A 26516-nucleotide genomic window follows, 5' to 3' on the forward strand; every position below is an offset into this window, starting at 1 on the left:
GAGCCGCTGCGCGGCTCAGCGGGAGTCCAGTCACGTTGCCGTCGCCCGCGTCGCTGCGCTCCGCTCAACAGCGAGATTTTCTGCTCACCAACGTTTTTCATCGTCACCTCACATGCCACACCGGAGAGCAACGACAGGCCGGGACGCGCTGCGCGCGCCGCGCACACCACCACCGCGCTGCTGACTCCCCGTCCCGACATCATGCTCCCATCATACCCCACACCCCAAGTCGGCACCAGACAACAATAAACGCTACCAATCACCAATTCCATTACACAGCAAGGATATAACCCGATATCACAGAACCGCCATGCGCATTACAACAGTGAAACCTTGCACACCAACATGATTCACAACAAGCATTGCGCCACAACACATTTCAAAAACACGCCGAAAACAGCACCCCACCGCGCCTCCACCACCCCACACACCCCCTACACCGACCCCACCCACACCCGCCGGCACCACCGCCGGCCCCACACCGGGACATGCCATCACCCCAGCTCACAGCACACAACAACCCCCACACCCACCACCGGGCACACACGCCGAGGGACGCACCGAGACCACGACACCACCACCGCCAACACGGCAGAAGGCCGGACCGCCACACACGACCCGGCCCCCACCCCATCAACAACCGAACAACTCTTCAGCCGCCGGATCAGGCGCATCCAGAAACCGCACCACAATCCCCTCCCTCACCACCCCCAGAAAACCGTCATCCTCCAGCGAACCCAGCGCATCACCCAGATCCACGACCTCCGGATCGAAATCGCCGGGCACATTCACCACTGCACGGTGCGACGACACTTCAGTCCACTCGATCACCACCGAACGCATCACGCGCCCACCTCCGCCTCGTCGACAGTCGCGTCGACCACGACCGCACCGCCCACACGCGCCGTCGTCAACAACGCCTCCACCTGCCCCTCACGCAGGCTCTGCGTCTCCCCCTCGTCGTCGACCGAGGTGAACACCACCGCACCCACATACGGCTGCCACACGAAGCCGTGGGCCTTTGCGATCAGGGTCGCCACACGATTGACCACCGGCTCCCCCACCAACAGGCCCTCTTCGTCGATCCACATGTCCAGACCCGGACCGATCCGCACCACATCGAACATCCGGCAATCCAGCGCCGCGCGCAGGGCCGCACCGACTCCCCGTTCCTCGGTGCCCGCCAGCTCGATCACCGCCGCAGTGCCATCCACATCGACCCGCACTGCCGTCACCATCTTGTCCACAGTGAACTCCTTGTCTCCGCCTGATTCGGCGGGGTTATTCGGGCTGGTCAGTCACGCTTCCAACACCCGTTACTTTACATATCTGTTTTGCATAGTTCAAGCCGGGGACCGTGGCGGACATCGGCATCGCACGGACCCCGCGCGCCGTGCGGGACGTGGCGTCGACGCAGGTCAGGGCGGGGATCGGCGCGGTCGGCCCCATCGAGGCGAAGTGCCGGCCCTCTCGCCGGGACGTGCCATCGTTGCAGGTAAAGGCGGGTTTCTCGTGTTCGCGGTCGAGCTTCAGGCGGCGGGCGGCTCACGCAGGGCCACCCACAGATCGGGCTCGGAGTCCCACAGCGGCTCGGCCTTGACGAGTTCACCCCAGGTGATCATCTGGCGGCAGTGCCGCACGGTGTCGAACAGGTTTGCGCCGGGAATGTTCCCGGCCAGGCCGGGGACGTTGAAGGCGGGATAGTCGATGGGATCGAGGCCCAGCGTCGGCGTCGTGTCGCCTTTTCGCTGGTAGGGGCTGGAAATGGAAGAACCCCACCGGATATCAGCCGGTGGGGTTCTTCGCGGGGCCGCTCAGATGTAGGCGGCCTGTTCGGCGGTCACGACGGTGCCGGTGGTCGCGGCGATCAGCGCGGACTTCGCGGCGATGAACTCGGCGTCGTCGCCACCCTTGATCGCAGCGGCGTAGCGGGTGCGGGCCTGCTCGATGGTGTTCTCCATGATTCTTCCTCTCGTTGGGGACTCCCTAACTATACAAATCTGATTTGTATCGTGTCAAGCCCGGGGAGCGGCTTTTTCGCACCACCCGATCCGGCCGCAGGACGTGCCCGGCGGGACGTGCCGTCGTCGCAGTTCACAGGATGTTCTCTGCGCTCCCGCCGGGATCGAGCAGCAGCAGCCGGTAGGTGAGCATCACCATTTCGACGTCGGTACGCAGCTCGTAGCGCCGCTCGCGGGCGAGCACATCGGCCATGTCCGTCACGAACTGATCGGTGGCAGGCAGCCGCAGGTATTCGCCGAGCACTGTTGCCGCCGCGTACAACTCCGCTCCTACCCGGTGCCCGACGATCTCGCCGGTGCGGCGGTCGAGCATCTCGAGGGTGGCCACCTCCTCCGCGGTCCCTCGGGCCTGACGGGTCGCCAGGCGCACCGCTCGCGCGGCCACGGTGGTGATGCCGATCGAGTCGAAGATCCGCAGGTAGTCCGGCACTTCGGCGACTGTTGCGCGACTGGCGAGCAGGGCTCGATAGCGATCGGCGGACGAGGGGAACGCGCGACGGGTCAGGTACGCCATCGTGGTCACTGCGCCGCTCCGTCGACGGTAGCGGCAGGCGCAGGGACGGAATCGATCCACGGGGCGTCGTCGCGGTCTTCGACGTACTGCCCACCGGGCGGGTTGTCGTAGTGGCTCAGCAGCGCGGCGCGGGTAGCGGGCGAGGCTGTCGCCAGATTCGCATCGCGTGCCTCGGTCCAGTCGTTCCAGTGCCAGCCTGCCCCGGCGTCGATGACGTACTCGGTGGGCCGGACGGGCACGCCGTCGAGGAACGCCTCGATCACGGACGGGCCGTCGGGATCGCGCACGACGATGACCTCCAGCTCGGGAGCCGCCGGACGGCGGGCGGGGGCCGGCCCCTGATCGGTGCCATCGGTTTCGTCGCCGTAGTAGCCATCCGCGCGGCGCGTGATCTCGTGCCAGTCGGTGCCGAGCCGGTCCGCCAGGTGACGAAGATCAGCGGTCAGGTCGGCCAGGACCGACTCGAGGTCGTCAGGGGTCGCTCCGGTGCGCTCGGCGTACGGCACCAGCGCCCACAGCGCCGAAAGCGCCCGTGTGGCGCTCGTGTGGTCCGGGGCCATGTCGGTGGCAGCGGTGGCAGGGTCCAGAGCAATCGGGGCGTGAGCGTCGCGCACAGCGGCAAGATCGGCGATCGTGCGCGTGGTGGAGAACAGGTCGGGAGAGTTCATCGGGCAGGTCCTTGTCGTCGGTCGTATGAGCACATGCCGCACAGCCGGGCCGCGCTGCGCGTCCCGGCCTGCTCCGCTCAGGCGTCGGTCTGGGTGAGCGTGTAGCCGAGCGCGGCGGCGAGCATGAACATCAGGTCCTCGCCGTCCGGGAGGCCGACCTTGTCCATCCGGTCGACGATGTCGGCGCACTCGTCGGGGGTCTCGCACCGGCATTCGGAGTTCTGCGGCTCGTCGTACTCCGAGGGAAGCGCGTCACCGAAACAGGTGGGGTCGATGACCCAGGTGTCGGTACCGGCCAGGTCGCGCATGAGGTACACGCGCACGGTCTCTTCGATGTAGTGCGCGCCGTGGGCGGCGGCGCGTTCGCCGCCGCACAGGTACGGCTCGGGCGCTGCGGCGGTGGGGTTGGTCATGGTGATGGTCCTTTCGTCGGAGATTCGGTGGTGCCGGGTGGCCGGAGAGTCTCGACGTCGGCCTCAGTGCTTCGGGATCTTGAGGCGGTCCGGGATCTGGTGGTCGCGGCCGGGCAGCAGAACGGTTTCCGCGTATACCGAGGCCGGGTTGTCGTGGTCGGTGCGGACGTAGTGCGCGACCGTGCTTGCCTGCCCGATGTATTCGCCGTCGATGAAGACCTGTGCCGTGGGGTTCGCACGTGCCCCGGCGGGCAGGTAGGTGGCGCGGCCTTCGCGGGCGGCGAGAAGAACCTGTGCCCGCAGTGCTGCGTAGTCGATGCTCATGATGCGGCTGCCTCGTTCCAGCGGGTGTCGTGGGGGTGTGCGGGTGCGGCTGCCTGGGCGTCGGCGCCGTAGTGCCGAGCGCAGGGGTCGTCGAGCAGGTCGCGGTAGGCGAACATCAGCAGCTCGAAGCCGTTGCGGTGGGTGTGGCCGATACGGGTGCGTAGCGCGGCAATGGTGGTGGTGATGCGGGCGGCGCTCGGCGAGGCGACCACCTCGGCCAGGACGCGGGCGATGGCGGCCAGCTCTGCGGCGGCGGCGGTGTCGGCGGGGGCGCGGCGGGCGAGGTGGGTTCCGCGCACGGCGAGGGTGTGCAGGTCGATGTCCTCGAAGAGCGTGCCGAGGGCTTTGTGGAGGATCGGGGCGGGCAGGGCGCGGCGCAGGCGCATCAGGCTGCGGTAGTCGGTGGGGTTGGTCCACTGCGGAGGTGTGAGGGTCACTGTCGGGCTCCCGTCGTCAGGACGTTGCCGAAATGGTCACGTCACGATCGAGTACAAAACAAACGTGTTTTGTATCGTTGGATCTGCGGAAGTGCTGCTCGGATCTGGGGATTCACGCGCCGACCGAAGGTGGGCGAACTACTCGCCTGCGAACCCTCGCCGCACCGGGCGGCGCACCCCAACAATACAAATATCGTTTGCAATGTGTCAACCGTGCGAGGTTGCCGATTCCCCGAAGGCCCGCAGCCCCGCCACGGGACATGCCATCTGCCCAGGTCGGACCGGCAAAAGCACCGCCCCCGCAACCGACACAATCGGTTGCGGGGACGGATTCGAGCCACAGCGCGCCGCACCGGTCAGCTCGGGCGGTACCGCTGCGCGCGAGCGATACCGTCGTCGTAGTCCTCGACGTACTCCCCCGCCCCGGGCGTGTACTTGCCGTCGACACGATCGGAGTCGTAGGCCATGAACACCACATCGGGGCGGCCGTTATTGAACGCGCGGAAGGTCTCGTAGTCCCAACCGTCGGGGGCGTAGTCGTCGTTCCACCTCAGTCGTGCCACAGGCACGAACCCGGCATCGGCGTACAGGTCCGGCAGCACGGTGTCGAAGCAGTCCAGCCGGTGCCCGCCGAGCGCGGTGGCGTGCCGGAGCATCGCGCGCGCCGCGCGCGGGTGTGCGCAGTCCTTGTGCGCGAACACCGAAACGATCTCGTCGCCTTTGAGGGCGACACCAGCCTTGCCGTCGTCGGTCACCAGCAGCCGCATGGCCCGGTATTCGTCCTCGTCGTAGACGTACACCGACGCCGCGTGCGGATTCTTGCGGGTCAGCTCGAGCACCTGCTCGCGATAGACCCCAGCATCGGACGGTGCCAACTCGTGCAGTGGCGGCGCAGACAACCCCCGGGACTCGAGCTTCGCGCGCACGTCGCCGGACAGGGGGTGCGTCGCGACCGGGGTGATCTGCTGGCCGTTGATCAGAAGCCGAGGGCTTCGGCCTCCTCGATCTTCGGATCGGTCCACCGATCCTCGATCTGCTTCCGCTCGGCTTCCGGAAGGTCCGGACTCCAGCCGAACGTCCTCCAGAACGCTTCGCGCCGCTCCTGCGTCATCGGTTCCTCGTTGCTCATCGTCGACTCCTTCCTCATCGGTGTGTTCTGCTCGGGCACGGCGCAGCGCGTCCGACTGCTCGGCTCTGAGCTTTTCAGCGTCCCGCAGACGGACGGTCAGCGCGTGTCGGTCGTGCGGGTCGGTCGCGGCCTCGATCGCAGCTCGCAGATCGTCCTGGCCGCCCGGCGTGGAGTCGTACAGCGCCAGGGTCTGCGCGTAGTCGGCTTCGGCGGCGGCGAGGCGGCGTTGCACCCGCGTGTGCGTCGGATGCTCGGCCAGCCGAGCGCGGGCCGTCGCGACGCGCGCGGTGGCCTGATCGAGGCGGGCGCGCACGTGTGGGGTGCAGCGCGGGCCGGGCTTGGGTTTACACATTCGCGGCCACCTGCGCGGTGGCGTGGTCGATCACGGTGGCCAGGGCGCGGCCGAGCCGGTCGACGCGCGCGAGATCGGGGGTGCGCGGGTCGGTGAGGTAGACATCGCGGCGCAGCTCGATCATCACCGAGACCACGCGTTCGTCGCGACCGTAGTGACGCAGCGGCACGTAACTGCCCGCATACGGGGTGTTCTCGCCGATCCGGTCGATCTCGGGCAGGGACGTGAATGCGCCACGGACAGCCTCGGTCAGCCACGCCGGGGTGTGCACCCGATCGGTGCCGATACACAGTGCGGGGCGCGCGGCGCTCCGGTCCTCGAAACCGGACGCGGTGGCGGGATAGGAGTGCAGGTCGATGAGCACCGCACGCCCGCACGCGTGCAGACACTCGTCGACGGCGGCGGTGACCGTGTCGGCATAGGGACGGAAATAGGCATCGATCAGCTCGGCGGCACGCGGATACGGTTCGGTGCGCAGCGGGCGGCCGGCGCAGGTGCGGGTGTAGACCGCGCCCCGGCCGAAGACATCGGCCGGCTCGCCGGCATCGGTGAACCGTTCCGGGTCGATCACCAGTCGCGAGAGTGTGTTGACCACGGTCGTCGGCCGCAGGCTGCTGTGTCGCCGGGCGGCGGCGGCGATCTCGTCGGTCGCGGTGTCGGTGGATTCATCGAGTTCGGCGGCCAGCTCGACGTCGGTGGGAATCAGGTCGGCGCGGATCTCGGCCGGAATGACGCGGGAGGCGTGCGGGACGTGGATGAGCACCGGGCACTGGCGATCTCCCGGTAGCACGAGCGCTGAAGTGGGCATGACGGTCCTTGTCGATTCTGTGGTGGAGGTCGAGCAGTGATCCGGGCACGACAGCGTGCCCGGGGACGCGAATTGTCCTCGAGAGGGCCAGGTTCGACCAACAGGGTGACTCTCACGCGCTGCGGCGGGCGTGGGCGAGCACCGAGGATTCGCGCACGATCCAGGTGCCGCCGACACGGACGGCGGGCAGCCGCTGGGCGGTGATCGCCTTGAGCACGGCCTGGCGGCTGATTCCGAGCCGGTCGGCAGCCTCCTGAACCGACAGCAACGGCGGCAGATCCACGCCGTCGAGCAGGCGGTCGTAATCGGCAGTGAGCAGCACCCGTACCGAGCGCAGCGGCCACGGGTAGGTCTCGAGGATCGCCAGCGCGGTGGAATTGGCCTGACGTACCGAGTCGGCCGGGACGGTGAAGATAACCTCGGCGTGGCCGAGTTCGGAGCGCCCGGCCGCGCCGCTGTAGTCCGCGATGGGGCCCAGCAGCTGCTCGGCGCTTTCCGGTCCGAACTCGGTGTCGAGTTCGGCGATGACGTTGTAGGACTGTGCGGTCACGGTCGGTGTTTCCTCTCGGGTGCGGTGCGGGGTCGGCGCGGTCGGTGGTGGACAATGAGGCCGGGCCGGGGGTGATATCAGCACCCCCGGCCCTTGATCGTCAGCGACGCGGTGGCCACTGAAAGCCCGCTCGCTTGAGCGGGGCGAGACCGTTTCGGAACGCCCGCGGATCGCTCGCGGTGGCCGAGAACGTCGTGATCAGCACGTCGTCCTTGTAGACCATCAGGTGGCAGCTCTTGGCGCGGTGAACCACGAAACCTGCCTCCTCAACCGCCTTGAGGATCTTGCGGGTGTCCTTGTCGATCCCCTTGTACTTGTCCATCCTCCACCTTCCGTTTCCGAATGACAACTCGATTCTATATCTGTGGTTGTCGTTTGACAACTTCAAGGTGGGCAAACCTTCTACCTGCACCTATGCGCCTCATAGCGGGAAGTTGTGGACCCGCACCCGCTCCGGAACCGCACCCAGCCCCCAGGACCGCACCACACCCGCGATCGCAGCAGGCACTTCGGCCGTCGACGCCGATGCGGCGAACCGTTCAGAATCATCGAGCCGGTAGAGCCCACGCTCGACGTCATGGACAGCCGGGCGCAAGGACCAGGTGACCCCCTGCGGAGTGCCCAGCCAGCCGGTAACGAAGACCGTGCGAGTGCTGCCGTCCCGCTCGATGGTGCGCACCTCGGTGGCCCATTCGACCGCAACCAGCGCGTACAGCGGCACGCCGATCACCCCGACCTCCGACGCCGAGCTCTGCGCACCCGCGAACGGCTGCCCCAGCGCGCCGCGCTGCGGATGACGCGGGAAGCTGTGGACGCCGCCGACGATGAGCGCGGCGGCTCCGTCGACCTCGGTGGCGAACCCGGCGGGCAGTGCGGTGACGGGTGCAGTCATGGGCATTCTCCTGTACTGGGGCGTGGATTCGAGATCGGCAGGCACATCAGGCGGCGGTGCGCGCGGCGCGCGCGGCGACGCCCACCTCGATGTCGAGAGCATCGACGTGCCGGGCGATGGTGCCGTCGGCCAGGCGCACGTCGGCGACCCGGCCGCCGAAGAAGTCGGTTCGGTAGTCGAGGATTTCGGCGATCTCGGTGAGCACCGGAGTTCCGGTGATGGTGACGGTGACCAGTTCTGCAACAGGGGTATTCGACATTTCCTTCTCCTTCGCTGGGCGTTCCGGACAGGGGTAACTATACAACCAACATTTGTATTGTTGCAACCCCTTGGCCGCCACTCCTTCCGCTCGCATCCCTCCGGGACGTGCCGTCACCGCAGATCAACGCATCTTTCGAGGACCAGAAAACCGACAACAAAATGCCGGGCGCAGGGAACGCTTCCCCACACCCGGCCTTGACCCGAGTTGCACCAGATTAGTGTGCCAACCCCGACCGGGGATTCGCGATGCCGAGGGAGTGGAGGATGTGCACGGCGTCGTCGGTGAGCGGATCGAAGGCGGTGTGCTCGTGGCCGGCGATGGTGATGGTGACTTCCTGTAAGGGACGCAGGGTCCGAACGATCTTCCGGATGGACATCCCGGTCGCGTCCTGCAGGTAGCGTGAGATCGCCAAGGCGGCGAACACGATGGTCAGGTGCGCCTCGATGGAATCGCGGGTGTGGCTGAAGATCGGGCGGGCCCGCAGGTCGGTCTTCGACATCCGAAACGACTGCTCGACATGCCACAGATCGTGATACTTCGCCATGACTTCCTGTGGATTCATCAGCGAGACAGGCAAGTTCGTCACGTAGCCTTTCAGGCCGATCAGGGAACGCGCCCGGGCCAGAGCATCGGTGTCGAGGGATTTGCCCCTGGTGGTGCTCTTGACGAACCGCGGTGTTCGAGCAGCACGGGTGCCGTCGACGACCTCCCGGGCCCGGGCTTCCTGCGCGTTGAGCGTCTGGTTGTCCCGGACGGCACGCTTGGTCGAGTACGCCCAGATCGCCCGCCACGCCGTCGCGTCGGTCGGCTCCCATACCGGCTCACTGCGACGGGTGAGGTCGTTGACCACGGTTTTGGCGTGCCGTGGGGTGACGGTGTCGATGATCTGCCCGTCGGTGAACACGTCCCCGTTCCAGTGGAAATGACTGGCCAGATCCGCCGGTGCCTTCGTCACCCGCGATCCGACGATGAACTTCAGTCCTGCAGCGTCGAGATCCTTGAGGTTCGTCGCCGACAACATGCCGGCGTCGGCGGCGATGACCATCTCCACCCCGTCGATATTGTGGCGGGCCTGGAACTGCCGCACGATGGGCACGATGGTGCGGGTTTCGGCGTGGTTTCCTTCGAAACACCCTATTTCCAAGGGAAATCCGGTGCGGTCGACGAGCAGCCCGACGACGATCTGCGGGTCGACCCGGCGCTCCTTGGAGTAGCCGACCTTACGGAGCTCGTCTTCCTTCTCAGCTTCGAAATACAAGGTGTTGGGTGGACCCGGGGCGCGGTGGCGGCATTGCTGCTGCTCCGTTTCCCCGGGCCTCCCGCCGAACCCGCCGTGCGCCTTTCAACGCAACGGGCTCTCCACGACGATGGTGCCGGTCAGGCAGCCATGATCGGGTCGTAGGGACTGGGGATCTTCGTCCCGCGGTACCAGTAGCGTTCGATCCGCACTCGAGTGGGATCGAACAGGACCGCATCCGAGGTCGCGATGGGTCTCCAACTGCCGTCGGAACGGCGGAGCCATCGTTTGACCTTGGACCAGTTCCAACGACGCTGCTCGCGCTGCCAGGCCACGAACCTTCGCCAGGTGAAATACCGGAGGAAGGAAAACCGTCGCCCGGCCAGCGCGTGGCGGAAATAGTAGGTCCAGCCACGCAGTGCCGCGTTGACCTCGACGATCACAGCCGTCAGGGGCCGAGGAGACCGGCGTGGGGTCAACTGGCGGATGGTCTGCTTGATCGATCGAAACGCCTTGTCGGCGATGAAGGTCATGCAGTACCACTTTCCGCCTCCTCGTCGTTGCCTCCACTGGAGGTGGAAGCCGAGGAAGTCGATCCCATGCTCGAGGTGCGTGATGCGGGTTTTGGTCTCGGACAAACGGAGTCCGATCCCGCCGAGCACCTCGGTGACTTGTTCTTTCAAGGCGAGTACGTCATCTCTGCTGCCGTTGGTCATGATGACGAAATCGTCCGCGTAGCGCACGATCCGCCAGTTGCCCATCCCGCTACGCACCCGTTTGCGACGAGCCCACTGCGTGGCCTGATCGCCACCGGGTTGCCACGGAGCCATGATCGCCTCGTCCAGAGCGGACAACGCGATGTTGGCCAGCAGCGGTGAAATGATCCCGCCCTGAGGCGTTCCCGCATCGGTGCCGCCCTGGCGGCCGAGCTCATCGAGCACCCCGGCCTTGAGGAACGCCCGCACCAATGCGACGGTCTTCTTGTCCGTGATCCGTGCCCGCACCCGTGCGAGTAATGCCCGGTGATCGATGTGGTCGAAACATCCTTCGATGTCCGCGTCCAGCACCCACCGGTACCCGCGTTGGGCGTAGTAATGGATCTCGGCGACCGCATCGTGGGCTCGCCGCTTCGGCCGGAAACCGTATGAGACCGGCAGAAAGTCGGCCTCGAAGATCGGTTCCAGCACCATCTTCAACGACTGTTGCACGACCCGGTCGGTCACGGTGGGGATCCCCAACGGGCGGGACTTGCCGCCCGGTTTGGGGATGAGCACCCGCCGCACCGGCGCGGGCCGATACGTGCCGTCCTCGATGCTTGCGGCGATCCCGGACAAGAACGCCTGGACCTCGCCGCGCTGTTCGATCCGGTGCACTGTCGCACCGTCGATCCCAGCAGTGCGAGCTCCTTTGTTGCGTGCCACCACCGACCAGGCCATCCGAAGATAGTCCGGGTGGGACACGAGGTTGAACAAGTCCCCGAACCGCGCACTGCGGTCGGTCTTGGCCCACCGGTGATACTTGATCTGCGTCCGCGCTACCCGATCCCGGGCGATATCCGCCCGAGGCCCGGCGCCGGAGTTCACCGACGCGTCTTGCGCCATCGCAGTACCTCCTATCCATTGTCGCTGCCGCCCTTCCCGATGTGTCCGGCTCTCCCGGACTCGCAGTACTACGGCGGCTCCGCCAGCTCCCGGATCGGTCGGTGGACGACGCACCCAGCCACCCCGCAGCACCGGCTGCACCACGGTCGTGGCAGATCCGAGAACCTTCCCGTGTTCACTCGCTGTTCGCTCACCGAAGGAGGCACCCGGCTATCTGCCTGCGGCACCCACCGGCGACTACTCCGTAGTCCTTCGCCGCCGGCCCCGCCCGGGAAAAGTAACTCGTCCCCCGGACGGTCTGCCTGCCCGTCACTCCGGCAGACAGCTCACCGCGCCCGCCCCAAATCCGCAGGGTTAGAGGCGGTTATACGTCAAGACAGGTGATGACACCGGTTCCTCGCGTATACCTCTTCGGCATCGCTCGCCGCGCCCACGTCATCCAGCGGTGCTGACGCGACACGGCTTTGTCAGGGCTGCTCCCACCCTCCCGGGCGTCTCCCCGGTCAGGCTGCCCCCAGCTTCATAGACTCCTGGCTACGGCCAGGCTCAAGGCAAAGGTCTCTCACCTCCGCTCGAACAGCAAGCGCCTCACGGCGCACCGTGACGTCGTAGAGCAGCAGGTTCAGATCCCCCGCGGTGGCGGCATGCTCGAAGCAGCGTCGTGCGATGTCGTCGCGGTAACCGTGGCCAGTGCACCGCTTCAGGGTCCGCACGAAGGTGTTGCGGTGGGCCGGGGCGATCCCGATCTCCCGCAGCACTCTGCCCGCATCCGCAACCGAGGTCGGTTCGACGAGCCGGGCTGCCACGAGCTGGAAGAACGCCTCGTTGTCGATGACATCGAAGCCGAGACGTCGCCACGCAGCAGCAATGACCTCGACCAGCCACCGGGACCGCTTCCCGGTGATCGTCGGTGCAGAGCTGGTGGTGCCGAGGTCGAGGTCGAGTTCCTGCTGGCCGGCGAGCAATTTCTCCCGCGCCGCCTCGAGCAGGGCGGCGAGTTCGCTGTCGGTGTGGGCTGATCCGAGGTGCTCGAGCACCTTGTCCCGGCGGCCCTGCTTGGCCGCGATCTGCACCGCGGTCGCTCCCGAGGCGATGCGGACTTTGCGGATGTAGGCGGCCATGAGGCGGAGTCTACCGAGCCGTTAGTGTGCCATTTTCCGTACACGCACCGCTGCTACCTGCACAGACGCACCGGACTACCCCGGAAACCACCTCACCTGGTGCAACTCGGGTGCCGTCACCGCAGATCAACGCATCTTTCGAGGACCAGAAAACCGACAACAAAATGCCGGGCGCAGGGAACGCTTCCCCACACCCGGCCTTGACCGCCGGTTACCCGGCGGGACGTGTCATCTATGCAGCTCAGAGCCCACTTTCAGTAGTTCGCTGTACGCATTGAGCACCCCGCCCAACCACAGACCCTCATCCCTGGCGTCTACGCCTTCGCCGCGCGGACCCCTTCGCCGAACGCGCGAGCCGAGTAGCCGAAGTTGTTTTCTACAGCCTTCTGCTGTGTAGCCGCGCTCAACCCGAGCTCCTGCATGAGCACCAAGTGGAGCAACGCCTTTGTGACATAGGCGAGCCGGTACCGGACCTGCTCGGGAACTCTTTCCTCTAGCTCGCCGGTATTAAGGTGGCCGAGAGCGTTTCGTGCATCTCGCAACCACCTTGCCCACATATCCACATCGGTCAGTAGTTTCTCCACTGCTGTCTGGTCCGGGATCTTCGCGATCTCCGTGATCCTCTGTTTCAGTCCAGGTCGGTTGTCACCTGTGCGCTGTCTGATCCATGCACGGGCGTCTTTATCCTCTGGGAACAAGTCCCGTATTGCGGCTTTCACCTTCTCGTGCAGCTCGGTTGGGAGTCCGACTGACTCGGGGCACAAAGCGGCGTGGAACCCTTCGGTGGCGGACGCCGCGTTGAAGATTTGGTTCTCGTAGTAACCGCCCTCGTTGTAGTCCAGGCTGAAAAGCACATCGAGCGGCAATCCCACCTTTTTCCGCAGCGCCACCCATGCGGGCAAGAGGGTGTCCCAGTCCACATCTTTCAGGGTGAAGATGATGTCGTGGGGAGACACCGCGCGTTCCTTACCTGAGCCGGCATCGAAATAGAGCCCTACGCGGTAATCCCTCAAGTCCGCGTCATCGTCCCTCATGAGGAGGGTTTTCTTCCCTACACGGCACCCCACCTGGGTGGCCAACGTGACCAGATCACGCACTGCGGACACTGTGTCGTCGAACCCGTTCCATGCTCTTTTCTCGTCGGAGCGAACGGTAACGGTTGCACGTTCTTTTACGGTGAACCCGCGCTCCCAGGCTCCTACCGCCGTTCCCGGCATATTCAGAGTCGGGACTGCTGCACGATCCGGTGACAGATTCGGTCACGCAGCCTGTGTGGCTGGTGTGGTCATGATGGTCTCGAACTCGACAGGCGTCAATCTGCCGAGCCGGAGCTGACGTCGCCGGCGGTGATAGGTCCGCTCGATCCAAGTCACGATCGCGATGCGCAACTGCTCGCGTGTGGCCCATCTCTGCCGGTCGAGGACGTTCTTCTGGAGCAGCGCAAAGAACGATTCCATCGCGGCATTGTCGCCGGCCGCACCCACCCGACCCATCGATCCGACCAGGTCGTGGCGGGCGAGGGCGCGGACAAATTTCCGGCTGCGAAATTGCGATCCACGGTCGGAATGAACCACACATCCGGCAACCGAGTCCCGCCGTGCCACTGCCGATTCGAGGGCCGTGACAGCCAGACGGGATTTCATCCGATCGCTGATCGAGTAGCCGACGATCCGGTTCGAGTACACGTCCTTGACCGCACACAGGTAGAGCTTGCCTTCCTCGGTTCTGTGTTCGGTGATATCGGTGAGCCACAAAGTGTTTGGAGCATCCGCGGTGAAGACGCGGCCGACGAGATCATCGTGCACCGGCGGCCCGGAGCGGCCCTTCTTCGAGCCACGTTTCTTGCCGAACACACTCCACCACCTGTTGGTCGAACAGATCCGCCACGCCGTGCGGTCCGACATCGACTCGCCCGCATCGCGGGCTTCGTCGGCGAGGAACCGGTAGCCGAACTCCGGGTCCTCGCGGTGGGCGTCGAACAGGGCGTTCGCCCGGTACGCCTCCTCGAGTTCGGCGTCGGTGACCGGGTCGGCGAGCCACCGGTAGTACGGCTGGCGCGCGATCCCCAGAACCCGGCACGTCACCGCGACGGGAATCCCGCCGGCGGCCAGCTCGCGGACGAGCGGGTACATCATTTTCCCGGAAGATTCGCCTGTGATAGATACGCCGCGGCCCGCCGCAGCACTTCGTTCTCCTGCTCAAGCAACCGGATCCGCTTTCTCAGCTCGCGGTTCTCTCTGGACTCCTCGTTCGTCGTCCCTGGCTTGGTGCCGTCCTCGACGTCGGCATTCCTGAGCCAGTTGGTCAGGCAGGATTCGCTGATGCCGAAGTCGGCGGCGATCTGCCGCAGGTGCTGACCTGGTTCGCGGTTGCGGGCCACGCGGACGACGTCGTCGCGGAACTCTTTCGGATAGGGCTTGGGCACGGGGTCCATCCTTCCAGCAGTGCCTCACGGCACCACAGTTCAGATGTCACCTATCCGTGCAGCAGTCCCGTCCAACCCAGCGTCACGGTCTCCTCGGACTCCTTCAACTGAGCAGAGACCGAATCCAGCTCACTGGGGTCCACAGTGATCCTACGGAACTTCAGCTTGTCCGAGCCGTCCTCATCCGCTTTGTAAAAGCTCCTGCGATCGATGCCGGTCCGCTGTGTCCACGCCGTGAGATTCGCAAGCTCCACCTCAAGACCATCGAACGCCTGCTCGTCCTCCGACCCGAGATGTACGCCGACGAGTACCACCCGCGACCGAAAGACCTCAACAACTGTGTACTGCTCGCCCACGGTGATTTTCCCGCCATTTGCGGGCAGGCATTCCAGCAGCGTCACATGGCGCCCATCAGCCGCGCCATGCACCACCTTCGCACCCATGTCGGCGGCGAGCGAATCCGTCAGTTCCAGACGACTCCGTCCATTCGTATCGATCTCCAGGACCCCACCGACCCGCACTTCAGGGGTCTCCGACAGCCACCACTTACCCACCATCCGCAGTTCATCCACGGGCTGAGCTTCGCATGAGCAGGCGAGTTATCAGAGACGTCGTCCGGGTGATCGACTGTCGACGGCCACCTCTCAAGATCCCTCCCTGGCACGGATCGCCAAGACAGCAGACCCATCGGTATCGGGTCGCCCATCGGCGAGCATCCGCAGTACCGCGCGAGTCGCGTGCACATCGGCGAGCGCGCGATGGCCACCACCGAGCCGCAATCGACCATCCGGTCCGAGGCCGAGCGCCTCGCAGCGGCGGGCCATCACGCACTGCCAGCGGTCGGGGTCGGCCAGGTGCGCCGGGTCGATCCCCTCCCGTCGACAGTCGTGCAGGACCCGGCCCAGGTCGAATTTCGCGTTGTAGGCGAGCACCACACGGCTCGCGGTGACCGCTGCGAGCGTTGCGAAGACCTCCGGCCAGCGCGGCGCACCAACCAGGTCAGCAGCGGTCAGTCCGTGCACCTCGATGGCTCCGGGTTCGATCTCGACCGGTGAGCAGTCCACGAGCGTGTCGAGCAGAACATCGCCGGTCGCGGCGTCGATCACGGCGATCTCGATGATCGACCCATCCAGTCCGCTGGTTTCCACATCGACGATGCAGGCCGCCCCGTCGGCGAGCACGGCATTCGCCCATGCGCGTGGCGTCTGTGTCTGTAGCGGCATTGCACCTCCTCGAGTCTCGATCATGATCGGCAGACATCCTAGGGCCGCAGTGGGGACGTATCTCGACCTTGTGCGCGGGTCCGACTCCCCCGTCGGGACGTGTCGTTCGTGCTGGTCACAGGCTGTATCGCTCCTCTGTCACGAACCGCGGCCCGGTCCAGGGACGCCAGCACCCCGCGACCCGATGGGACGTGTCATCTCAGCAGGTCACGGGGTTTCTCGGGGTACGCGAAGGCGCTACATGCCGAGGGCCGGCGGGTGGCCAGCTTCGAGCCGGTAGCCCCGGCCCGAGGCGGTGGTGTGCAGGCTGTCGACCTTGATCGACACCACCCTCCCCGGGGTAGTGACCTGCCCGGTCTCGGTGTCGTAGGAGCGGATGACAGTGCACACCGCGCGCGGGCCCAGGTTGCCTTCGCGAACGAGGTCGTCGATGCGCAGTGTCCGCACGGTGGTGCGGCGCGGATCGTCGGTCCACAGCTGCCCGACGGCGATCTCGTCGCCGTGCCGGTTGGTGAGGGTCTCGGTCATGTGTTCTCCCATCGTGTCCAGGTCGCAGGGTCGAGGCGCTCGGACTGTCCGAGCGCCCCGGGAAGCAGCAGTTCAGGCGGCGTCAGGCCCGGTGTCGGCGTCGGTGTCGACCACCCGCGCGCCGTCGTCGATACGTACCGGGCGGCCTTGCCCGTCTCGCAGGCCCCGGATCTCGGTGTAGGGGACGCGATCTGTCCACGAACCTCCGACGATCGAGCCGATGGTCACCGTCTTCGCATTGACCTTGAGGACTCGGTGGAAGTGCCCGACGTACCGCACCACATCGCCCACGGCCACAACGTCGCGGCTGTAGGCGGTCGCGGTGCCTGCGGCGATCTGGTGTGCGCGCACGCCTTTCCAGTAGACGAGCTCGTCGGCGGTGTGCTCGATCTCGGCGAGTATCCGCTCGCGGTAGTCCCCGCTCGCAGCCTCGTGGGTCTCGACGTACTTCTGGCCGGTCTGCTTGTTGGTGTGCAGGGTCCGGGTGTATCCGTCGCGGTCACGTTCGAGGCGGCGCAGCTCGGCGGTGAGCTTGTCGATCCGGCGCGCGACGGTGACCGGGGCGTAGCGACGATCGGTGGTCTTGGCTGCGGCGTCGACGCGACCCCGCGCGGTTGCGGCCTCACGTTCGGCTGCCACGGCCTTGCTGAGCGCGTTCCAGGACTTCTCCACCGCGCGGCGGTGCCGGGTCTCGCTGTGGTGGCCGACCTTGATCGGTTTACCGCCCTCGGGCAGCGCATCATGTGCGGCCTGGTCGGCGGCCCACGCGGCCTCGGCGGTGCCGGCCTTGCGGTCGGCCTTGGCATCGAGAGCGTCCACGCGATCGGCCTGGCGGGCGATCTTGTCGGATTCGACGTCGGCGGTGGGCCGGTAGGTGTCGCCGATATCGACCTCGACGGTGAACCCTGCGGTACGCAACGCGGTGGCCGTCGCGTCGATCTGGGTGCGCTTGGCGCGGCGGTCCCGCGACTGCGGGAGGTACCACGAGCCGAGGTTGCGGGACCAGCGCCAGCGCTGGGCTTTGAGGATCTGGGCGGAGCCGTCGCCGCGCGCGGTGCCGTCGATCAGGGTGCCGTCGGCGTGGGTGTGGGTGATGGTCAGTGCGGACATGAGCGGTCCACCTTTCTGAGGGTGTGTGCGAATGAAGGGAGCCGATAGAAGGAGCGGTCAGCGCACGAAGCGCCAGGCCGAGCGGGCGGCGCGTGCACCGGGGACCTTGCGGACGGCGATGTTGGTGGCGATTTTGGCGGCGCGTTTGCCGTAGACGGTGCTGCGCGAGGGTCCGGCCGGACGTACGGGGACGCGTTTGGCCACGGGGCGAGTGGATGTGGTCGGGACGGTGGGAGCGGTGTGGGCGGCCAGTTCCTGCTCCCACTGCGCGAAGTGGTCGATCGGGGACTGAATCTGGTGGGTGTTCGACTCCGGTGTGCGGTGCGCAGCGGTGCGGCGTGCATGGCGGTGCTCATGGCCGCGGACCGGATCGAGGTAGCGCAGCGGCGTGCGGGTCACGAAGTTCTCGGCCAGCCGTGAGGACCAGACCCGGGTTTTGTAGGCGGTCAGGAAGTGACCGGCCAGCCACAGCGCCACACCGCCCAGGAGCAGCGGTGTGCGGGCGGCGATCGGGTCACCGGAGATGATGCACAGCAGCGAGGCGATCGCCAGCAGAGCGCCGCCGAGGCGGGCAATCGGAGCACCGATCGTCCAGACGAGCAGTGCCGCCAGCGCAGTCGCTGCCATAGCGGTGATGATCGACATCCGATTCCCCTTCCCTGGTCTGCTCTTTCGCCCCTAACTTTACAATTCACATTTGTTATGTTGCAACTCCGGCTACATCCCAGCAGGCCCGCGCACGTTTCCACAAAGCAAGCCCTCTATGTAAAGTTGCAGGAACCGGACCCCGGCACATCCGCGATGACCGTGCCCGAGAAACGAAAGGCCAGAAACGATGGCGAACCCGAACCGCCTCACGGCACAGCAATGCGTCGAGGTACTGAAAGAAGAAACCGGCGACGAGATCAAGCCGGTGACCTTCCACTCCTACGTCAACCGAGGCCACGCCCCCAAACCGGTCGAGAAGATCGGCAACACACCCCTGTGGAAGCGCAGCGAGATCGTCGAATGGGCCCGCAACCGGCCAGGACGCGGCGCGCGCACCGACCTACGCAAGCCACGCCGGCGCACCCCCACCAAGGACGCTGCGGAATGATCCGGGTGGACCTCGTCAGCCCAGGCACACGCGGAAGATTCCGAGACGCTGCCACCGACAGCACAGTGGGGGCAATTACCACCGCATTCCAGGACGAGGGTTTCGCACCGAACCCCGACTCGACCTACGAGGACTCCAGCGTTCGCCGACAGACTGCTCAGGCATACATGGAGTCGGTGGATTGGACCGACGAAAACCATGTCGCCCGCGCACTACGGGCGATGGAACGCATACTCGAGGATTTCGAGGAACAGTACGTCGAGAAGTTCTGGTCTTCTCTAGCCCGGGACGGATACAAGCGCGACATGGAAACCGGACGCCTCGAGTTCCCCTCACGCAGCCTGCCGGAAGGCGCGCTGGCAAATCTTACCGAGGCATCTGTGATTCGTTCACACTTGAAACGCATTCAATCAGCGGTCGAGAACGATCCCGAGTTGGCAATCGGCAGCGCGAAAGAGCTGATCGAATCAACCGCCAAGCTGGTACTCAACGACCGGGATGTTCCCTTCACCAAGGACGACGACCTCGGGCAACTCACCACCCGCGCACAAGAATCACTGTCACTCCGACCTAACCAAGCAGGTGTTAACAGCCCTGATGGCGGTTCCGGCGTCAAGCGCATATTACAGATGTTTCGGTAATTGAGTGAGTGGGGATCATAAGGAAAGTCCGGTGTGGTCGAGGAAACCGAGGCACAGGTCGTAGCTCGAGCCGATCCGGGCCAGCCCGGTCTCGGTCGCGGTGCGGACCTCGTCGAGGGTATCGGGACACAGGTTGGCCAGTTCGGTGGATTTCATGTTCCCCCAGACCTGTTCGATCGGGTTGAGTTCGGGCGCATACGCCGGGAGGCGTTCGACGTGGAGCCAGTCACGTTGGGTGGCCAGCCAGGCAGTCATCGCCCGGGACCGGTGGGCCATGAGCCCGTCCCAGAGCACGATGAGCTTCTCACCGGCGAAGTGGGCGCGGAGTTCGGTGAGAAACTCGATGAGCCTGTCGGTGTTGTAGGCGCCGTCGGTCATGGAAAACACGAACGCGCTTTCGCTGCGGTCGGGGCGATAGGCCAGCACCCCGGCCATGGACATGCGCTTCCACGAGAAACGGTGACGGAGTACGGGTGTGACACCTTTCGGCGCCCAGGTCGCGCGGACCACCGGGAGCAGCGATACGCCACTTTCGTCCTGGAAGCAGATCCATGCACCTCGGCGCCGCGCTATTTTTTTATCCGCGGCCACTCGTTCTCGCGCCAGGCCACGATGGCATCCTCGTCGCGTTCGACCGCCCGCCGCGTCGGCCGCTGCCGGCTCCAACCCAGCCGGGTCCGCAGGATCGTCCAGGTCTGGGTGGGACCGTAAGTCACGCCGGTGAGCCGCTCGATCACGATCGCGACCCGGTCCAGGGTCCACACCCCGGTGGCGAAGCCGTGAGCCTGGGGTCCTTTGAGCAGTTCTTCTCGGATCACCTCGACCTGGGTGTCGTCGAGACGCGGCCTGCGACCCGCCCGACCTGCACCTTCGAGCGCTTCACTTCCGCCTTCGGTCCACTGCCGAAACCAGCGGGACGCAGTCTGCTGGGACACCTCCAGCTCGACCGCGACATCGATCTGCCGCCGCCCCGCAGCGAACATCTCCGCCGCCCGCATCCGCCGCTCACGCAACGCCCCCAGATCACGGCGGGTACCGCGCTGCTTGACTTTCCGGGGGTCGGGTTCCTCGCCGGAACCGGTCTTCTTCCCTGCCATTCGTCAATGATCAAGCAGCACGGCGCGAATCACGTGCAACGACACGCCCTATTACCGAAACATCTTTAGGCGGGGCGCTCAGCATCGCGATAGGCGTCGCCGAACTGCGCAACGCCTACGGCACCGGCCACGGTCGCGATCGGAGACCTACAGGTCTCGGTCCACGTCATGGACACCTGGCTGTGAACGCCGCCTACCTTTGGTGCCAGCTCATGCTCGACACACTCGCGGACCCGAGAGCCCCCTGGCGAAAACTGTAGATCGTCGCCCTTTCCCGGCGAGATTACGCGTACCCCACGTTCCTGAACCCCCTCACTGTTGTCACGGGTGAGCATCTTCGACATCACATGCACTGGCGTGAGAGAACCTCAACGCACTCTCGCGATTTCGGCGCCTTGTTCATTCGACCGGCGTCGAAGCCGCCGTCCATGTCAGATGTAGTTCCCCACCCTCGGTCGACCGCTCACGACGTTCGATGTGCTCAGCACCGCGGCTCGCATCGTCGGTGCGATACAGGTCGTAGCACCCGACCGCGGTGTTCGCCTCACTCACCTCGAGCGCATTGACCTGCGTGACCGACCGGCCGCGCAGCGGCAAATGATCGGGCTGGCGAAACTCGGTGAACAGCGCGTCGACCGCGGTGGCCGGCACCCAACGGCCACCGAGACGTGCGACGGGATCGGCAGGCTCGCTCAACGCCCGCAGCAGCCCCTGACGCCAGCGGGTCACGATCCGCTCGGCGGCCACGTGCTGCGGCGCTTCGACATCGACGACGTGGATCGTGTAACCGGCCTGCTGCAAGTGACGCAGGAGCCGCTCGGCGTGGGCTTTCCACGCGAGAGTGCCATCGATGATCAGGTTCTCCCCGTCCGCGATAGCATCGCGTTCGGCAGCAGCGAACAGAACATCGGTCGATTCACGATGGACCAGCGCCGACAACTCGAAAGGATAGAACCGACTGTCCTCTCCCTGTGCTGCGCGCAATTCCGGCGGCAACATTTCCTCGAGGGTGCCGTCGGCGAGAGCCGCTTCGAGCAGGTAGCGCTTGAACACATCGGCGTCGAGTTCGCGCCATCGACGCCGATCACGGCCCCGAAACAGCTGATCGTGGGACGAGGACTTGCCCGCACCGGGTGGGCCGGCCATCACGATGGCCGAGCGTTCGCGGGCAACATGCGGGTTCGCGGCGCGCCACCGCTCGAGGATCTGCTCGTGCAGTCGTCGGCGCGCGCTGGTGGGCACCGGGGCGCCGTCGATCCGCCGGAACCAGCGGCGATTGTTGACCGTGGCATGGGGCGCATCAGGCTGGAGCGGTCCCTCCCCTGCGGAGAGGGAGGTGAGGAAACTACGGCGGGCGTCGATGTCGGCGGGTGTGAGCACAGGTCAGCGGTCTGCCAGCGCCTCGAGCAGGGCATCGTAGTCCTCGTCTGTGAGGAACCCGTCACGCAGAGCACGCCCGACCTGCACGGTGAAACTTCCTTCTGTGGCAGGGTTTCCGTCCTCGGCCCACTCGAAGGGATTGGGCTCGGCAGGGCGTTCGTACTTCCATCCGGTCAGCTCACGCAACATGGCAGTGCGCGAGATCTCACCAGCGGCATAGCGGGCGGCGATCTCGTAGGCGGTCCCCCCGTGCGTACCGGGCCGCACATCAGGAGCATCGACACGAGCGCGGCGCAGCATGTCACTGATCGTCGGCTGACTCACGCCGACGATCTTGGCCAAGCGCACCTGGATGAAACCACGCTCGTGGAGCTGACGCAGATGCCGCAGATACGCGATATGCGCAGCGGTTTCCCGGGCTTTCTCCCGGCCCAGATCCGCGATGAGTTGCTCATCGGGCTTCATCATCGTCGTCATGGCGCACCTCCTGCTGGCGTCGCACTTGTCTGAGATCGCACCCACCAGCATACCTGCATATAGGAAAACTTATAAACGCTGTTCACGTAGTACGAACCTCAGTCGTGTACGTGCGCCAGCAACGTCCACCAAGGACGTGATGTGACACCGGTCAGCGGCAGTCCACGTGCACCGAGACATACACCCGACCGCTGTGCTCGCTGCTCCACTCGTCCGGGCGGTCGGCGGCCACGGCGATATCGAGCTGGTCGGGTTCGGACCAGTCCACCGGCTCGGGCGCAGCGATCAACGCGGTGGTGGTGTCGATCTCGGCGGCCGGCAGCTGCTGGTCGGTGTTGGCCACCGTCAGCACCGGTGAGCCGTACGCAGCGCGAATCGTCCACCCGTGCGCAGCAGTGATCTCGACGGCCAAGTCGTGGCCGTGGCCGGTGCACCGGGCGGTGACCTCGTCCGGTCGAGGTGTAGTGATCTCGGTGTCCGAGTGCGTATCTCCCCAGCCGAAGACGATGCTTCCCAGATCGGTGCTGGTACCGGTGACAACCTGGCCACTGAACGACGTGGACACTGCCGCAGCGGCGCGCGGCTGGTCGCCACATCCGGTCAACACGGCAAGTCCGCTCGCGAGGGCCGCCCCCGCGAGCGCCGCGCGGCGCAGCTGGTCGGTCACAAACATCTCCGGGTGGTCCTTTCGGAACAGCAGGGACGGCGGCGCGGGGCCCGGTCACTTGAACACGTCGACGTACCAGAGGCCGTCGATCTTTGCGGTGGTCACGGTCTGAGTGCCGCGCTCGACCGGCTCACCGGGTCGCATGACCGACAGGTCGACGAGGAACACCCCGGCCGACAGCTCGACGGTGCGCAGGCAGTAGTTGGTGCCCTGCGGGAGCTTGTCGATGAAGGTCTGCAACTCCGGGGCGGGCGTGACCGTCGAGGTCGGGGTGGCCAGGGCGCGGGCGGCGACCCCATCGCGGCGGTTGTAGTACGCGTAGTTGAACGCGGCGATCACGCCCTGCCCACTGCGCTGATCACCGCGATCGGCGCGGCATTCATCGCTGACCTCCGGATCGGCGGGGGCAGCGGCCGGCTCGGTGTCCTCTGGCAGATTGAGCACCGGCAGACCGTTGTCGTCGACCGGGGCGAATGCCGGGTCCGAAGCCTCTGTCGACGCGGCTGATTCGGCGGCGCTGTGACCTGCGGTGAACTGTCCGGCGACGGCGATCGCGCCTGCCACGACGGCCGCGGCCACCACAACGACAGCGGCAGTGCGGCCGACTCGCCGACGGCCACCCGCGCGCGGCGACGCCGCCGGTCCCGGTGCCGCCGAAGCGGTCGGGGTCGACGGCGTCGCCGCAGATGAGGTGGGTGCACCACCGAGAAGGTCGACCACCGCGGGATGGCGAGGGGTCCGCCGCTTGATGTTCGGCTTCCTCATGACGCTGCCCACTTTCATCTCGACTCAGATACCGAACTGGGTGATTCCGTCGCCGATGGCGTTGGTGATCAGGTTTCCGGCCAGGCCCGGGGTGGCGTCGTTGAAGAACGTCTCGAGGGTCTGGTCGACCTGTTCGATGATCTGCTCACCGCCCGGCTGTGCCTGCACGAAATCGCGGGCCTGCGTGTCGATCGCCGGGGCCGTGTCGGTGGTGAAGGTCTGCACAGCGTCGACGACGACCTGACCGACCGGGTCCTGTGACCACTGTTCGAGCGTGGCGTCGACCTGCTCGCCGACGGTCTCGGCCTCGACGTCGGGAACCTCAGCCTCGATCGGCGTGGCGTTCTCACCGGCGCCGTAGGCCGTGCCGGCAGCAAGGCCGGCAGCACCACCGACAGCAGCGCCGATACCGCCGCCGATCGCGCACCCGACACCCAGACCGCCGGCCGCACCGACCGCTGTCGCGGCCACACCGCTGGTGACCGGAGCAACGCCGGGGATCGGAAGCGGCACCATCGTTCCGGCCATCGCGCCGCCGATACCGGCGACCGTGCTGACCACGAGGCTGGCCGGGACACCGACCGCTGCGCACCCGGCAGCCGCACCGGCACCGGCACCGAGCGCAGCGCCGGCGACCTGCGCCGAGGCGACACGTTCGGCTTCGGTGGTATCGAGGCCGACCGAGCGCCACGCATCGGTGACCTGAGCTTCGATCACTGCGGTGGTGTTGTTGGTGCGTTCGGCGTCGATGTCGGAGACCCAGTTGGGCTGGTCGAACACCACGCGGCCCATGCGCATCGTGTCCTTGGGTGCCTCGATCGGCACGGTCGGGTCGATCACCGGGGTCGGGGCACGCAGCTGGCTCCAGTCCACAGCCGGCGTCGCCTCACCCGAGTGGCCGTAACCGCTGTCGCCGCCGTATCCACCCCCACCGGAGTAGTCGGTCAAATAGTCGGTCGAGTAGTCCACGACGGTCACCCCGCCACCGGTCTGCGGGTCGTAGGCACGCGTGCCCTGGTTGTACTGTGCCGGCGGCGCGACCCAGAAACTGCTGTCGGCCTTCGGCTCCGCGGCGCTCGGCGCAGGCGTCTCGGCCGCGGTGGTGCCGCCGGTCTGCGCGCCGCTGGTCACACCTTCCTGCGTGGTGCCGCCGGTCACCCCGCCCTGAATCGGTTCGGCCGACGCCGGGCCTGCCACCATCGCGGACATCCCGAACGCAGCGGAGGCCACCGCCAGCGCCGTCGCAGTGCTTCTCGCCGACCGACGACGATGCCGTCCCTGTGCGCGGCGCGCGGCGCGGTTTCCGATAGTGGTGTCGATGCTCATCTGTACCTCTCGGTGAAAGTAGGTGAAGAAAACGGGCCCACCGCGCAGCGGGGGCAACGACTCAGCCAGCGGCATCACTGCCGATCCGGGTGACGGTCGCCGCGAGCACGGTCAGCGCATCGCAGGTCTCGCGGCGCAGTTGTGACAGCACGATCCGTTCCCCGGACGCGAAGACCGGCTCGAACGGCATCCGGCACACCGACACCCCGAGCGCGGTGAACGCCTCGACGGCCTCGGTCTCGACCATCGGCGCATCCCCCGGTCCGTCAGTGATGACGACGACGGTGCGCGCAAGCACATTCGGGCGGACCGCGGAGATCGCAGTGAGGGTGCGCTGCGCGGCCACCGCGGCGTCGCGGCGCAGCGGAACGGGCACCACCACGGTGTTCGCGGCGGTGATCGCCCACTGCCAGCTGCCCGAGTGACTCGAGTTTCCGGTGTCCGCGAGCAGCAGGTCGTAGTGCCGTTCGAGGATCGTCCCGAGTGTGGCGGCATCGTCGAAGCTCAGTGGCGCTTCGGCTCCAGCCGGTCCTGCCAGGGCGTAGGAGCCGTTCGGCTGGCGGGTCAGATAGCGCGCCAGGGTGGACGGGCGCACCTGGTGCGGTGCCTGGCCGAGATCCGCGAGCAAGCTCACCGCGTCGTGTCCTGCTGCCGGGGGGACCGCGACCCGGTCGGCGAAACTGCCGCCGATTTCCCCGAGGTCCAAGCACGCGGCCGTGGCGGGGCCGCGGTACTCGGCAATCGTCTCGGCCAGGGCGATCGACATCGGCGTTTTGCCGACGCCACCTTTGAGGTTGGCGAAGGTGATCACCGCGCCCTCCGGCAGCGGGCCCGCGATCGCTGCCTGTGCCTCGCGCAGCCGCATCTCGAGCGAGTCCGCCTTCGGGGCCAAGGCCAGGCCGAGCATCGCATTGAGACGGCCCCGCATACCGATCCGGGCGGGCAGGCTCGCCGCGGGATTCACGCCCGGTGCCGACAGTGCCGGCACCACCCCGATCGGGCCTGTGGCCGCGTCTACGGGCCGGACAAGCCCCGCGGTGGGTGCAGCCGTGTGCGCGGGCCGCACGGGCGGCTCGACAGGCTGAGCGGGCGCCTCGTACGGGATCGATTCGGCGGCCACGGTCACCGGTCCGGCCGGCGGCGGGGAGGCAGGCTCCGCGGCCGCCGGTTCCGGATCGGTCGCCACGACCGGGATGGGCACGCTCGGGGCGTTCTCGGTGAGCTTACCGTCAGGGCCGACCGTGAGAAAACGAGTGTCTTTGCCCGTCCGATAGACGACTTCGACCGCCGCCTGTTGCTCCACCGCGATGGTGCGCACGAACTCGTGCACGACAGCTGCCAGATTCTTGAACTCGGTCGCAGCCAGTTCCATCGGCGGCACGTCGGCACCGGCGAGCTGTGCGCGCGCTGTCGTCGCAGAGGTCGCCTCGATTTCTACGGTCGGCGTCATCG

Annotated in this window: 35 protein-coding genes and 1 pseudogene; 3 read left to right on the forward strand and 33 right to left on the reverse strand. The window is 66.5% G+C overall.

Annotated elements, in window-relative coordinates; all coding sequences use genetic code 11:
* From KXC42_RS24235 to KXC42_RS24355, 25 genes and pseudogenes are all read right to left on the reverse strand, one after another.
* Positions 1-203: hypothetical protein (locus KXC42_RS24235; RefSeq protein ID WP_219130552.1), on the reverse strand; the 203-nt coding region annotated here is incomplete at its 3' end.
* Positions 204-633: 430 nt separating this feature from the next.
* Positions 634-843, reverse strand: coding sequence for a hypothetical protein (locus KXC42_RS24240; protein ID WP_012476929.1), 210 nt, complete (start codon positions 841-843; stop codon positions 634-636).
* Positions 843-1238, reverse strand: coding sequence for a DUF3846 domain-containing protein (locus tag KXC42_RS24245; protein WP_219130583.1), 396 nt, complete (start codon positions 1236-1238; stop codon positions 843-845). Before KXC42_RS24245 ends, KXC42_RS24240 begins: the two co-directional genes overlap by 1 nt.
* A gap of 576 nt (positions 1239-1814) precedes the next feature.
* Positions 1815-1961, reverse strand: coding sequence for a hypothetical protein (locus KXC42_RS24250; protein WP_012476932.1), 147 nt, complete (start codon positions 1959-1961; stop codon positions 1815-1817).
* Positions 1962-2094: 133 nt separating this feature from the next.
* Positions 2095-2544 carry a hypothetical protein gene (locus tag KXC42_RS24255; RefSeq protein ID WP_219130553.1) on the reverse strand — a complete coding sequence of 150 codons (450 nt, stop codon included), beginning with the start codon at positions 2542-2544 and terminating at the stop codon, positions 2095-2097.
* Positions 2541-3203: a hypothetical protein gene (locus KXC42_RS27465; protein ID WP_012476934.1), complete on the reverse strand. Its 663-nt coding sequence runs from the start codon at positions 3201-3203 to the stop codon at positions 2541-2543. Before KXC42_RS27465 ends, KXC42_RS24255 begins: the two co-directional genes overlap by 4 nt.
* 77 nt (positions 3204-3280) lie before the next feature.
* Positions 3281-3616 (reverse strand): hypothetical protein, encoded by a 336-nt coding sequence (locus KXC42_RS24265; RefSeq protein WP_012476935.1) that lies wholly within the window; start codon positions 3614-3616, stop codon positions 3281-3283.
* A gap of 63 nt (positions 3617-3679) precedes the next feature.
* Positions 3680-3940 carry a hypothetical protein gene (locus KXC42_RS24270; RefSeq protein WP_121209305.1) on the reverse strand — a complete coding sequence of 87 codons (261 nt, stop codon included), beginning with the start codon at positions 3938-3940 and terminating at the stop codon, positions 3680-3682.
* Positions 3937-4377, reverse strand: coding sequence for a hypothetical protein (locus tag KXC42_RS24275; protein WP_219130554.1), 441 nt, complete (start codon positions 4375-4377; stop codon positions 3937-3939). The genes KXC42_RS24270 and KXC42_RS24275 overlap by 4 nt, the downstream gene beginning before the upstream one ends.
* Before the next feature lie 356 nt (positions 4378-4733).
* Complete coding sequence (locus KXC42_RS27470; RefSeq protein WP_257606212.1) at positions 4734-5858, reverse strand: hypothetical protein; 1125 nt, start codon at positions 5856-5858, stop codon at positions 4734-4736.
* Positions 5851-6666 (reverse strand): N-formylglutamate amidohydrolase, encoded by an 816-nt coding sequence (locus tag KXC42_RS24285; RefSeq protein ID WP_064257715.1) that lies wholly within the window; start codon positions 6664-6666, stop codon positions 5851-5853. Before KXC42_RS24285 ends, KXC42_RS27470 begins: the two co-directional genes overlap by 8 nt.
* A 112-nt stretch (positions 6667-6778) precedes the next feature.
* Entirely contained in the window at positions 6779-7216 is a 438-nt protein-coding gene (locus tag KXC42_RS24290) for a helix-turn-helix domain-containing protein (RefSeq protein WP_064257716.1), read from the reverse strand.
* Positions 7217-7316: 100 nt separating this feature from the next.
* A complete protein-coding gene (locus tag KXC42_RS24295) occupies positions 7317-7538 on the reverse strand; it encodes a hypothetical protein (protein WP_064257717.1) in 222 nt (73 codons plus the stop codon).
* Between the two features lie 99 nt (positions 7539-7637).
* Complete coding sequence (locus KXC42_RS24300) at positions 7638-8108, reverse strand: hypothetical protein (RefSeq protein WP_064257718.1); 471 nt, start codon at positions 8106-8108, stop codon at positions 7638-7640.
* Positions 8109-8154: 46 nt separating this feature from the next.
* Positions 8155-8367 (reverse strand): hypothetical protein, encoded by a 213-nt coding sequence (locus KXC42_RS24305; protein ID WP_064257719.1) that lies wholly within the window; start codon positions 8365-8367, stop codon positions 8155-8157.
* A gap of 217 nt (positions 8368-8584) precedes the next feature.
* Positions 8585-9631 (reverse strand): annotated as a pseudogene (locus tag KXC42_RS24310) (IS1634 family transposase); the annotation flags it as partial.
* 116 nt (positions 9632-9747) lie between these two features.
* Positions 9748-11208 carry a group II intron reverse transcriptase/maturase gene (ltrA, locus tag KXC42_RS24315; RefSeq protein ID WP_219129438.1) on the reverse strand — a complete coding sequence of 487 codons (1461 nt, stop codon included), beginning with the start codon at positions 11206-11208 and terminating at the stop codon, positions 9748-9750.
* A 503-nt stretch (positions 11209-11711) separates the two neighbouring features.
* Positions 11712-12329 (reverse strand): hypothetical protein, encoded by a 618-nt coding sequence (locus KXC42_RS24320; protein ID WP_219130555.1) that lies wholly within the window; start codon positions 12327-12329, stop codon positions 11712-11714.
* 314 nt (positions 12330-12643) lie between these two features.
* Positions 12644-13546 carry a HEPN domain-containing protein gene (locus tag KXC42_RS24325; protein ID WP_219130556.1) on the reverse strand — a complete coding sequence of 301 codons (903 nt, stop codon included), beginning with the start codon at positions 13544-13546 and terminating at the stop codon, positions 12644-12646.
* A 42-nt stretch (positions 13547-13588) separates the two neighbouring features.
* Positions 13589-14754, reverse strand: a protein-coding gene (locus KXC42_RS24330; protein ID WP_112320133.1) for an IS3 family transposase whose coding sequence is annotated in 2 segments (ribosomal slippage) — positions 13589-14479 and positions 14482-14754 — 1164 coding nt in all. Because the reading frame shifts where the segments join, the coding sequence is not laid out codon by codon here.
* Between the two features lie 50 nt (positions 14755-14804).
* Positions 14805-15326 (reverse strand): hypothetical protein, encoded by a 522-nt coding sequence (locus KXC42_RS24335; RefSeq protein ID WP_219130557.1) that lies wholly within the window; start codon positions 15324-15326, stop codon positions 14805-14807.
* Between the two features lie 72 nt (positions 15327-15398).
* Complete coding sequence (locus tag KXC42_RS24340) at positions 15399-15935, reverse strand: 3'-5' exonuclease (protein ID WP_254584556.1); 537 nt, start codon at positions 15933-15935, stop codon at positions 15399-15401.
* 279 nt (positions 15936-16214) lie between these two features.
* Entirely contained in the window at positions 16215-16505 is a 291-nt protein-coding gene (locus KXC42_RS24345) for a hypothetical protein (protein ID WP_064257781.1), read from the reverse strand.
* 72 nt (positions 16506-16577) lie between these two features.
* Positions 16578-17615, reverse strand: a complete 1038-nt coding sequence (locus KXC42_RS24350) for a DUF3560 domain-containing protein (RefSeq protein ID WP_064257780.1) — start codon at positions 17613-17615, stop codon at positions 16578-16580.
* A 57-nt stretch (positions 17616-17672) separates the two neighbouring features.
* Positions 17673-18242 carry a hypothetical protein gene (locus tag KXC42_RS24355; protein WP_231912163.1) on the reverse strand — a complete coding sequence of 190 codons (570 nt, stop codon included), beginning with the start codon at positions 18240-18242 and terminating at the stop codon, positions 17673-17675.
* Positions 18243-18450: 208 nt separating this feature from the next.
* Here KXC42_RS24355 and KXC42_RS24360 point away from each other — a divergent pair, with 208 nt between their 5' ends.
* Positions 18451-18711, forward strand: coding sequence for an AlpA family transcriptional regulator (locus KXC42_RS24360; protein WP_064257778.1), 261 nt, complete (start codon positions 18451-18453; stop codon positions 18709-18711).
* Positions 18712-18776: 65 nt separating this feature from the next.
* Positions 18777-19352 carry a hypothetical protein gene (locus tag KXC42_RS24365; protein WP_064257777.1) on the forward strand — a complete coding sequence of 192 codons (576 nt, stop codon included), beginning with the start codon at positions 18777-18779 and terminating at the stop codon, positions 19350-19352.
* A 15-nt stretch (positions 19353-19367) separates the two neighbouring features.
* Here the strand turns inward: KXC42_RS24365 and KXC42_RS24370 are convergent, their stop codons facing one another.
* Both KXC42_RS24370 and KXC42_RS24375 read right to left on the reverse strand, forming a co-directional pair.
* A complete protein-coding gene (locus KXC42_RS24370) occupies positions 19368-19943 on the reverse strand; it encodes an IS630 family transposase (RefSeq protein WP_197481974.1) in 576 nt (191 codons plus the stop codon).
* Positions 19922-20449 carry a winged helix-turn-helix domain-containing protein gene (locus KXC42_RS24375; protein WP_064257835.1) on the reverse strand — a complete coding sequence of 176 codons (528 nt, stop codon included), beginning with the start codon at positions 20447-20449 and terminating at the stop codon, positions 19922-19924. Before KXC42_RS24375 ends, KXC42_RS24370 begins: the two co-directional genes overlap by 22 nt.
* 50 nt (positions 20450-20499) lie before the next feature.
* Here KXC42_RS24375 and KXC42_RS24380 point away from each other — a divergent pair, with 50 nt between their 5' ends.
* Positions 20500-20709, forward strand: a complete 210-nt coding sequence (locus KXC42_RS24380) for an abortive infection family protein (protein ID WP_082921222.1) — start codon at positions 20500-20502, stop codon at positions 20707-20709.
* 139 nt (positions 20710-20848) lie between these two features.
* On the opposite strand, the gene KXC42_RS24385 is transcribed toward KXC42_RS24380, so the two are convergent.
* The 6 genes from KXC42_RS24385 to KXC42_RS24410 form a co-directional block, all read right to left on the reverse strand.
* Positions 20849-21829: a zeta toxin family protein gene (locus KXC42_RS24385; RefSeq protein WP_064257748.1), complete on the reverse strand. Its 981-nt coding sequence runs from the start codon at positions 21827-21829 to the stop codon at positions 20849-20851.
* Positions 21830-21832: 3 nt separating this feature from the next.
* On the reverse strand, positions 21833-22306 hold the full coding sequence (locus KXC42_RS24390) for a hypothetical protein (RefSeq protein ID WP_068156919.1): 474 nt from the start codon (positions 22304-22306) through the stop codon (positions 21833-21835).
* A gap of 151 nt (positions 22307-22457) precedes the next feature.
* The gene (locus KXC42_RS24395) at positions 22458-22979 is read right to left on the reverse strand and encodes a hypothetical protein (protein ID WP_231912158.1); all 522 of its coding nucleotides are present in this window, start codon (positions 22977-22979) and stop codon (positions 22458-22460) included.
* Between the two features lie 48 nt (positions 22980-23027).
* On the reverse strand, positions 23028-23738 hold the full coding sequence (locus tag KXC42_RS24400; RefSeq protein ID WP_064257750.1) for a hypothetical protein: 711 nt from the start codon (positions 23736-23738) through the stop codon (positions 23028-23030).
* Between the two features lie 24 nt (positions 23739-23762).
* A complete protein-coding gene (locus KXC42_RS24405; RefSeq protein WP_064257751.1) occupies positions 23763-25064 on the reverse strand; it encodes a hypothetical protein in 1302 nt (433 codons plus the stop codon).
* 61 nt (positions 25065-25125) lie between these two features.
* Positions 25126-26514, reverse strand: a complete 1389-nt coding sequence (locus KXC42_RS24410; protein WP_219130558.1) for a ParA family protein — start codon at positions 26512-26514, stop codon at positions 25126-25128.
* Positions 26515-26516 lie beyond the last annotated feature (2 nt).

The sequence above is a fragment of the Rhodococcus sp. LW-XY12 genome, from assembly GCF_019317345.1.
Taxonomy (GTDB): Bacteria; Actinomycetota; Actinomycetes; order Mycobacteriales; family Mycobacteriaceae; genus Rhodococcus; species Rhodococcus pyridinivorans.